Source organism: Mycobacterium sp., assembly GCF_049673265.1.
In the GTDB taxonomy this organism is placed as follows: Bacteria; Actinomycetota; Actinomycetes; order Mycobacteriales; family Mycobacteriaceae; genus Mycobacterium.
This window is the reverse complement of sequence record NZ_JBATXN010000485.1, coordinates 1-8,105: the sequence shown is the minus strand read 5'-3', so window position 1 is coordinate 8,105 and position 8,105 is coordinate 1. Positions and strand designations below refer to the sequence as shown.

General features: G+C 65.2%; 10 protein-coding genes and 1 pseudogene. 3 read left to right on the top strand and 8 right to left on the bottom strand.

Translation table 11 applies throughout. From position 1 onward, the window contains the following. On the bottom strand, positions 1-215 hold a 215-nt coding region (locus tag WBF82_RS16880), incomplete at its 3' end, for a hypothetical protein (protein ID WP_424384118.1). Positions 216-322: 107 nt separating this feature from the next. Here WBF82_RS16880 and WBF82_RS16875 point away from each other — a divergent pair. Then, entirely contained in the window at positions 323-1,153 is an 831-nt protein-coding gene (locus WBF82_RS16875; RefSeq protein WP_424384117.1) for an SDR family oxidoreductase, read from the top strand. A gap of 378 nt (positions 1,154-1,531) precedes the next feature. On the opposite strand, the gene WBF82_RS16870 is transcribed toward WBF82_RS16875, so the two are convergent. The 4 genes and pseudogenes from WBF82_RS16870 to WBF82_RS16855 all read right to left on the bottom strand — a co-directional run bounded on the left by WBF82_RS16870 (position 1,532) and on the right by WBF82_RS16855 (position 4,120). Beyond that, complete coding sequence (locus WBF82_RS16870; RefSeq protein ID WP_424384116.1) at positions 1,532-2,008, bottom strand: hypothetical protein; 477 nt, start codon at positions 2,006-2,008, stop codon at positions 1,532-1,534. 451 nt (positions 2,009-2,459) lie between these two features. Continuing rightward, complete coding sequence (locus WBF82_RS16865; RefSeq protein WP_424384115.1) at positions 2,460-2,774, bottom strand: SDR family oxidoreductase; 315 nt, start codon at positions 2,772-2,774, stop codon at positions 2,460-2,462. A gap of 49 nt (positions 2,775-2,823) precedes the next feature. Continuing rightward, positions 2,824-3,260 (bottom strand): annotated as a pseudogene (locus WBF82_RS16860) (SDR family NAD(P)-dependent oxidoreductase); the annotation flags it as partial. A 101-nt stretch (positions 3,261-3,361) separates the two neighbouring features. Continuing rightward, positions 3,362-4,120: an SDR family NAD(P)-dependent oxidoreductase gene (locus WBF82_RS16855; RefSeq protein ID WP_424384114.1), complete on the bottom strand. Its 759-nt coding sequence runs from the start codon at positions 4,118-4,120 to the stop codon at positions 3,362-3,364. A 35-nt stretch (positions 4,121-4,155) separates the two neighbouring features. Between WBF82_RS16855 and WBF82_RS16850 the strand changes: the two genes are divergently transcribed. Beyond that, complete coding sequence (locus WBF82_RS16850) at positions 4,156-4,569, top strand: F420-dependent biliverdin reductase (RefSeq protein WP_424384113.1); 414 nt, start codon at positions 4,156-4,158, stop codon at positions 4,567-4,569. 5 nt (positions 4,570-4,574) lie between these two features. On the opposite strand, the gene WBF82_RS16845 is transcribed toward WBF82_RS16850, so the two are convergent. Together WBF82_RS16845 and WBF82_RS16840 are read right to left on the bottom strand one after the other, a co-directional pair. Further along, on the bottom strand, positions 4,575-5,240 hold the full coding sequence (locus tag WBF82_RS16845; protein WP_424384112.1) for a GNAT family N-acetyltransferase: 666 nt from the start codon (positions 5,238-5,240) through the stop codon (positions 4,575-4,577). A gap of 15 nt (positions 5,241-5,255) precedes the next feature. Continuing rightward, complete coding sequence (locus tag WBF82_RS16840; protein WP_424384111.1) at positions 5,256-6,380, bottom strand: M24 family metallopeptidase; 1,125 nt, start codon at positions 6,378-6,380, stop codon at positions 5,256-5,258. Between the two features lie 39 nt (positions 6,381-6,419). Between WBF82_RS16840 and WBF82_RS16835 the strand changes: the two genes are divergently transcribed. After that, complete coding sequence (locus WBF82_RS16835) at positions 6,420-7,379, top strand: 5'-3' exonuclease (protein WP_424384110.1); 960 nt, start codon at positions 6,420-6,422, stop codon at positions 7,377-7,379. Between the two features lie 4 nt (positions 7,380-7,383). Here the strand turns inward: WBF82_RS16835 and WBF82_RS16830 are convergent. After that, positions 7,384-8,105 (bottom strand): DUF4333 domain-containing protein (locus WBF82_RS16830; RefSeq protein ID WP_424384109.1); only part of this gene is annotated, 722 nt, incomplete at its 5' end.

The window sequence follows — 8,105 nt, the reverse complement described above, 5'->3', positions numbered from 1 at the left end:
GGTCCGCCGTACTGCCAGACGAAGTCATGAGTGCGGGTCATCATCGGGTTGCACCACATCGGCTTCCCCTGGGCATCCGTCGTTGTTGCGTGCAATTCCGGGCAGGGATCGCCCGGCGCTGGCCAATCGGCCTGCGCTACCCCGCCTGCGACGACTAAACCGATTGGTACAACAGCTATCACAACCGCGGCGCTGACTACGCGACGAGCATTCATACCGATACCCTCCTTTTCGGGCTCTGAGCTGCTGCGGCCGACGATAGCCGGTGAGCGAGGTTCTTGAGCGCTTACGCTTTAGCCCGGACTACGAGGAGCACCGGGCGATGAAACGCGATTCTGTTGCAGAGAAGGTCATTGCTATCACCGGCGGCGCACGCGGAATCGGACTGGCTACTGCGACGGTTCTGCATCAGTTGGGCGCCGCAGTCGCGATCGGCGATATCGACAGATCGGCCGTCAAGGATGCCGGCAGCCGGTTAGGGCTGAGCGTTGGCCGCCGACTGGACGTGACGGATCGGCGGTCCTTTACCGATTTTCTTGACAATGTTGAGGACCAGCTGGGACCCGTGGATGTGTTGGTCAACAACGCCGGGGTCATCGCCGTCGGTAGCGCGGTCGACGAGGCCGACGCCATCACGCAACGGGTGCTCGATGTCAACATTTACGGCGTGATCTTGGGCACCAAGCTGGCCGCCCAACGGATGCTGCCGCGCGGCCAGGGTCACATCGTCAACATCGCATCGCTGGGCGGTGTGCTGGCGGCCGAGGGCATCGCAACCTATTGCGCCACAAAGCATGCCGTGGTCGGCTACACCGATAGCGTCCGGCTGGAGAACCGCGAGAGCGGCGTGCACTTCTCGGCGATCCTGCCGACGCTGGTTAACACCGAGATGATTGCCGGCGCCGGGCGTGGGAGGGGCATCAAGAATGCCGAGCCGGAAGACGTCGCGTACGCCGTCGCAGGTGTGATCGCCAAACCGAAACCCCGTGTGTTCGTTCCCCGTTCGATCGGCGTGATTGCGACCGTTCAGCGATTTTTGCCGCAGCGGGTCACGGAGGCGACGGGACGCGCCTTGGGTACGGATCGGGTGTTCACTAGCGACGTCGACGTCGACAAGCGCACGGCCTATGCCCGGCGCACCGGGACATCCTGATCGTGGACTCCGCAAGGATATGCGCCGTCGAAAGCGCTGCGAATTTTGTGCGGCGCCGGGACTTGACCTGCCGAGGGCGGGGCTGTGACCGCCCTGTCGGCGACAGCGATATCGACGCACCATGCGGCACGCCGACGGAGGACGCACCCATGCCTCGAGCCTCAAAGTGCTACTGCCGCATCCACAACCCGGTCAAAACCTTCTGGGCTGGCCCGCAGGTCCCAGGGCGGCCGAAGTTAGTACCGTCGCGGGCGCGCTGGCTGCCCCATCGCTGGTTCTCCCAGTACCGCATGGCCGGGCCGCCAGTCCGGATCGGGATACCAGCCCGCTGGCGGCAGGCTTCGGGGTTGCTGTCTCAGGGGCGGCAGCCGCAGGGCCTTACTGGCGATACTGCGTCATTTGGGTCAGCGCGGCATCTGCGGTCGCAACGTCCTTGTAGAATCTCCGGCCCACCCAGTATTTGGTGTTGTCCAGCACGAAACTTCGCTTGCGCCAAGACAGTTGGCCGAAGTAGAAATCGCGCGAATGACGCAGGCGGAGCCGGGCGGTGCGCCGGTACGGCCACTTGGAGATATCGAGCACCACGATTGCCCGGTCGGTGACCACGACGTCGTGGCCGTAGGAGAAGAGAATAAACAGGATCGTCATCGCCACGATAAAGACGTAGTAGAACACCGACGCCCAGGGGCGGGCGAAAACCAAAAGGGCGGCGTACAGGGCTAAGTAAGAAAACAAGCCAACGAGAATGTGCCAAACCCGCCATGCCCTCGACTGCGCCCCGAAGACCGCTTGAATCTGCTCACCCGACTCCAGGTACGGACGCGCCCACTCTGCCAACTTGTCTCGACGACTCACCCACCACTGCCTGGCCATTTGTGAGTCCCTTTCTCGCGAATGTGCTTCATCATGCTCCGAAGTCGGTCGAGGTGGCCGACAATGCGGACAATGCGTAGGGTGCGGCAGGATTCTTGCAAGATTCTTGGCGAGCTCCGCGCGGTCGCCATAGTTAGCAGGAGCGGTCGGCGCCTCCGTGGCTAAAGTGTTCTTCAGCCAGTCGATACCACCGTCGTAAAAGATGTTCGACTCAGCGGACCTGACCGACAAGCTTATTTCGATTCGTGGCCGCGCCTATACACGCATGGATGGCGCGTGCCACGAGAGCGGGGCCGTCCATCATCGGGACGTGCGCTACGTCTTCGAGAATTGTGACGTCGCGTGGGGCGGCCGCTCCCGGGCGTTAGGGCCGTAAGAGGCAACCGGCATTCTGAGCGCAGCGAGGCAACAGCCGTGCGACGGCAACGAAGTCCTAGTCGCTGTCCTTGGCCGCCACTATGTTTTTGAGCAACCCGCTGCGCCGCTCATTGGTGAGATATGCAGCGGCAGAGAACCACCCACCATCGACGACGATATCCGTACCGGTGATGTAGGAGGACTCGTCGCTGGCGAGAAACAGCGCGGTATTGGCAATCTCCTCGGGCTTACCCATCCGGCGCAGCAGCACGGTCTCTTGCATCTGCTTGTCGACAATTTCCTTCAGCGCCGGATTGGAGTGCGGTGCGGTCATCTTCGTCGCGATGAAACCGCGCTGAATGACATTGCAGCGGATTCCCCCAGTCGGCATAGACATAGGCGGCGGAGCGGGACAGACCCTCCAAGGCCCACTTCGACGACGAATACGCCGTCGAGAACGTGCCCGACAAACCGCCGACCGACCCGATGTTGACGATCGACCCACCACCAGAGTCCCTGATCAGCGGCGCGCACGTCTGCATCCCGACCATGGTTGCGGTGACGTTGATCTCGAAGACCTTGTGCCACGCGTCCAGGTCGACCTCCGGGAGCATGACCAAATCGTTGCTCCCGACGACGTTCTGAGGATGTGTAGTTCGCCGAACTGCTTCTCGGCCTGTTTAACCGCTGCCTCCCACTGCTCTTGCCCGGTGACTTCCAACTGGATGAAAGCGGCCCTGCCACCTGCGTCGGTGATCTCCTTGACGATGGGGTCTGCCAGCTCGTCGTGACGGGCGGCAACCAAGACGGCCGCACCCTCCTTGGCAAAGAGGCGCGCCGAGGCGCCGCCCATGCCGCCGATGGCTCCGGTGATCAAGCAACCTTGCCTTCAAGCCTCATTCAGTCCTCCGGTCGTCCGAGTTTCTCCCACCACTGTTCTGATTCGCCTGTAGCCCTTTGTAATTGACGACGGGACGATTATCGCGGCAGTCGCCGCCAGATGAACTGCGGTAATAGTCGCATCGCGAAGAACATCGGCCGCAGCGGCCACGGGATCCACACCGTGCGCCGTCCTTTGCCCAGTGCTCGTGCGGTGGCGGCGGCCACCTGCTCGGGCGTGCTCGACAACGGAGCCGGCGTCATGCCGTGCGTCATGCGGCCGATGACGAATCCCGGGCGGGCGATCAACAACCGCACCCCGGTGCCGTGCAGCGCGTCGGCCAATCCACTGGCGAACCCGTCCAGACCCGCCTTCGCCGAGCCGTACACGTAGTTGGCCCGACGCACTCGGACACCGGCCACCGACGAGAAGACCACCAGCGATCCCCGCCCGGCCTGGCGCATCGCCGCGGCCAAATGGGTGAGCAGGCTGACCTGCGCGACGTAGTCGGTGTGTATGACCGCGACAGCGTGCGCAGCGTCCGCCTCGGCGCGGGCCTGATCGCCGAGGATCCCGAACGCCAGCACCGCAGTGTCGATCGGGCCGTGGTCGGCGACGATCGAGGAGACCAGCGGTCCGTGCGAATCGAGGTCGTCGGCATCGAACTCTTGGGTGTGCACGGCCGCCGCTCCGGCTGCGCGCACGGCCGCGATCTGGTCAGCCAGTTGATCGGCTTTACGCGCCGCCAGTATCACCGTGGCGCCGGAAGCCAGCCGGCGCGCGAGTTCGATACCGATCTCACTGCGACCGCCCAGGATCAAAACCGTCCTAGGTGCCACAGCCCCCGTGTCATCCACGGCTGTGATTATCACCTGCGCTAGCGTGAGCGGTGATGGCGAACAGCACCGCCCGGCTGACCAACGACGCACTGGCGTTTCTCACGGAGCGCCATCTCGCCATGCTGACCACGCTGCGCGTCGACAATTCGCCGCACGTGGTGGCGGTGGGTTTCACCTTCGACCCGAAGACACATATCGCGCGGGTGATCACTACCGGCGGTTCGCAAAAGGCGGTCAACGCCGAACGTGGCGGGGTCGCGGTGCTCAGTCAGGTCGACGGTGCCCGCTGGCTATCGCTTGAGGGCCGGGCCAGCGTCAACAGGGAAGTCGACGCCGTGCGCGACGCCGAACTGCGCTACGCACAGCGCTACCGCACACCGAGGGCCAACCCCCGACGAGTGGTCATCGAGGTACAGATCGAACGAGTCCTAGGGTCCTCGGATCTGCTGACCCGCAAAACGGGCTAGTTCCGCTAGACCAGGGTGGCGCCGGGCGCCCGAATCACCAACGGCACGGCCGGGAAATAGGCCGCCAACTCCGGTCGCGATTTGGCCAGCGCGGCAGTGCCGTAGCCCCGGTGCCGGCAGTCAGGACGGATCCAGATCCGCACGTGAACTTCGTGATCGGCGAGTTCGCCGAAGACCATGCCGACCTTCTCGTCACCGTCGACCGCGACGAACCACGCGGCCTCTTCGGCGTCGAACCGATCCTGCGCCGAGCGGATCTCGTCGTCGAGCCCACCGGCCGGGCTACCTGACCCGTCACCCTTGGCGCCCACCTCCTCGGTGCGCGCCGCGAAGATATCGCGGTCGGACGCCGCGGAGAACGGTCGCAGCACCAAGGTGTCGCCGGAGCTGGCGGGCCGGTCCTTGAACGTGAAACTCAAGATGTTGTTCAGGTCTTCAAGCTCGGCGGCGATCTTCTTCCGCGAGGCGATGGTCAGTTGATCGAAGGACATCCCGATGACTGCCTCGGCGCCCAGCCGTGAAGTGCCCAGCAAGGTGACGATGCCGTCGACCGCCGACGACCGGTCTTCGGCCTCCACGATCAGGTCCAGCACCTCATGGCGTCGTTCCAACGCGTTGAGAAACGCATCGGTGATTTCTCGGCGGGCGGCGGCGCGGTCGTGATCGGTCATCGCACGAGAATAACCCTAGACCGGGACGACGATCAGGTCGTGTGGACGATGGTTGACGGGCAGGGCGCCGTCTTCGGACACCACCACGATGTCTTCGATACGCGCGCCCCATCTGCCGGGGAAATAGATTCCGGGCTCGACGGAAAACGCCATGCCCGCCTGCAGCGGCAAGTCATTGCCGGCGACGATGTACGGCTCCTCGTGCACCGACAACCCGATGCCGTGCCCGGTGCGGTGCACGAAATACTCGGCGAGCCCGGCTTCGGCCAGCACGCTGCGAGCAGCGGCATCCACCTGTTCGGCGGTCACTCCGGGACGCACCGCCTCGACGGCCGCTCGTTGGGCCCGCTGCAGCACTGAATATTGTTGCGCCACTTCAGCGTTGGGCTCACCAATGCTGTAGGTGCGGGTGGAATCGGAGTGGTATCCGGGCCGGTATGCGCCGCCGATGTCGACGACCACGACGTCACCGACGCCAAGCTCCCGATCCGAGTACTCGTGGTGCGGGTCTGCACCATGCGGACCGGAACCGACAATGACGAATGCCACCTCCGAATGCCCTTCGGCGACAATTGCTTCGGCGATATCCGCGGCAACGTCGGCCTCCGTTCGACCGGGGACCAGAAAATCCGGCACCCGGGAATGCACGCGGTCGATAGCCGCACCGGCCTTGCGCAGCGCGTCGATCTCGGAACCGTCCTTGACCATCCGCAGCCCACGCAGCACACCCGTGGCCAACACCGGCACGACACCGAGAACGTCGGCCAGTGGCAGCAAATGCAGCGCGGGCATCGAGTCGGTGACGGCGCTCGCGGCGGGTCCGCCTCCGATGGCCTCGGCGACCAGTTGGTAGGGATCATCGCCGTCGACCCAATCTCGCACTGCCAGACCCAGATCCGCGGCAGCGGACTGTTTGAGCGACGCCAGCTCCAGTCGCGGTACCACCACGGTCGGGTCACCGGTGATCGGCAGCACCAGCGCGGTGAGCCGCTCGAAAGTCTGCGCGCGTGAGCCGAGCAGGTACCGCAAGTCGTAGCCCGGGGTAATCACCAGGCCGGCCAAGCCGGCCTCGGCGGTAGCGGCCGTCGCGGCCGCAATCCGGCGACCGTAAACGTCGGCATCGAAGCGATGAGAACCCATGGCAGTCAGGCTAGCCGCGCGACTGGCAGGATGGCGGGCATGTCTGCGCCGCTGTTGCTGCTTGACGGCGCCAGCATGTGGTTTCGCTCCTACTTCGGCGTGCCTTCCTCGATCACCGCTCCGGACGGTCGGCCGGTGAATGCGGTCCGCGGCTTCTTGGACTCGGTCGCGATGCTGGTCACCCGCCAGCGCCCTGGCCGCTTGGTGGTGTGCCTGGACTTGGACTGGCGACCGCAATTCCGGGTGGACCGCATCCCGTCATACAAGGCGCATCGCGTCGAGGAAGAGCACCCCGACGGCGAACCCGATGTCGAGGAAGTGCCCGACGAGTTGTCACCGCAGGTCGAGATGATCGAGGAAATCCTCGAGTCATTCGGCATCTGCACCGGCGGTGCGGCGGGTTTCGAAGCCGACGACGTGATCGGCACGTTGGCCGCTGCTGAGCGGCGTGACCCGGTGATCGTCGTCAGCGGCGACCGCGACCTGCTACAGGTGGTCGGCGACGATCCGGTGTCGGTTCGGGTGCTCTATCTCGGACGCGGCCTGACCAACGCGACGCTGATGGGTCCGCGCGAGGTAGCCGAGCGCTACGGCGTGCCCGCCGACCGCGCCGGAGTGGGCTACGCCGAGCTGGCGCTGCTGCGCGGCGATCCCTCCGACGGGCTTCCCGGCGTGCCGGGTATCGGCGAAAAAACGGCCGCGACGCTGCTGGCGCAACATGGATCCCTGGCGGGTATCTTGGCCGCCGTCGACGACCCCAAATCGTCGCTGTCCAAAGGTCTGCGAACCAAGTTGCGTAACGCCGCCGACTACATCGAAGCCGCCGGCCCGGTGGTGCGGGTGGCCACCGATGCGCCGGTCACCCTGTCGACCCCTACCGACGCGCTGCCCTTGGTGGCGGCCGATCCGGCGCGGACTGCTGAGCTGGCCACTCGGCTCGGGGTCGGGTCACCGATCGCGCGACTGCAGAAAGCGCTCGACGCGCTGCCGTCGTCCTGAGCGGTTACTTGGGCCGACCCACCTCGTAGGTGCCCTTGTTGTCCTGGAAGGTCACCGTCACCTGACGTTTGGTGCCGTCGATGCTGACGTCGCAGTCGAAGCTGCTGCCCTTTTTGACCGTCGGGTTCTGGCCCTTGTTGCACTTGACGTCTTTGACGTTCTTCGCGCCGTAGCCGTTGGTGTCGTCGGTAAGGATCTGCTGAACACCGGCCTGTGCCTTGCTGACGTCCAGTTTTGTGGTCACGAAAAACCCTGGCTGCCAGAAGCCCAGCACCAACACGACGGCGACGACGATGGCGGCGAACACGCCGACGACAGTGCCGATCACCGCGCGCGACCGCTTCGGGCGGGCGGGAGGCTGCCCGTAGGGCCCCGGGTACTGGCCGTACTGCCCCGGTTGGCCGTACTGCCCTGGTTGGCCGTACTGCCCTGGTTGGCCGTACTGACCTGGCTGCCCGTACTGCCCCGGTGGCGGGTATTGGCCGGGCTGGCCGGGCTGACCGTACTGCCCGGGCTGACCGTACTGGCCGGCCTGGCCGCCGTACTGGTCTTGCTGCGGGTAGCCCGTGGGCTGCGGGAACGGCTGGGACGGCGGGTAGTACTGCGCGGGCGGCTGCTGGTACTGGCCGTATTCAGTGGGCGTGTACGCGGGTGCCTGCCACGTCGGCTGTTCCCCGACGGGCGCCTGCCAGGTCTGCTCGCCGGATGGCTGCTGCCAGGGTGACC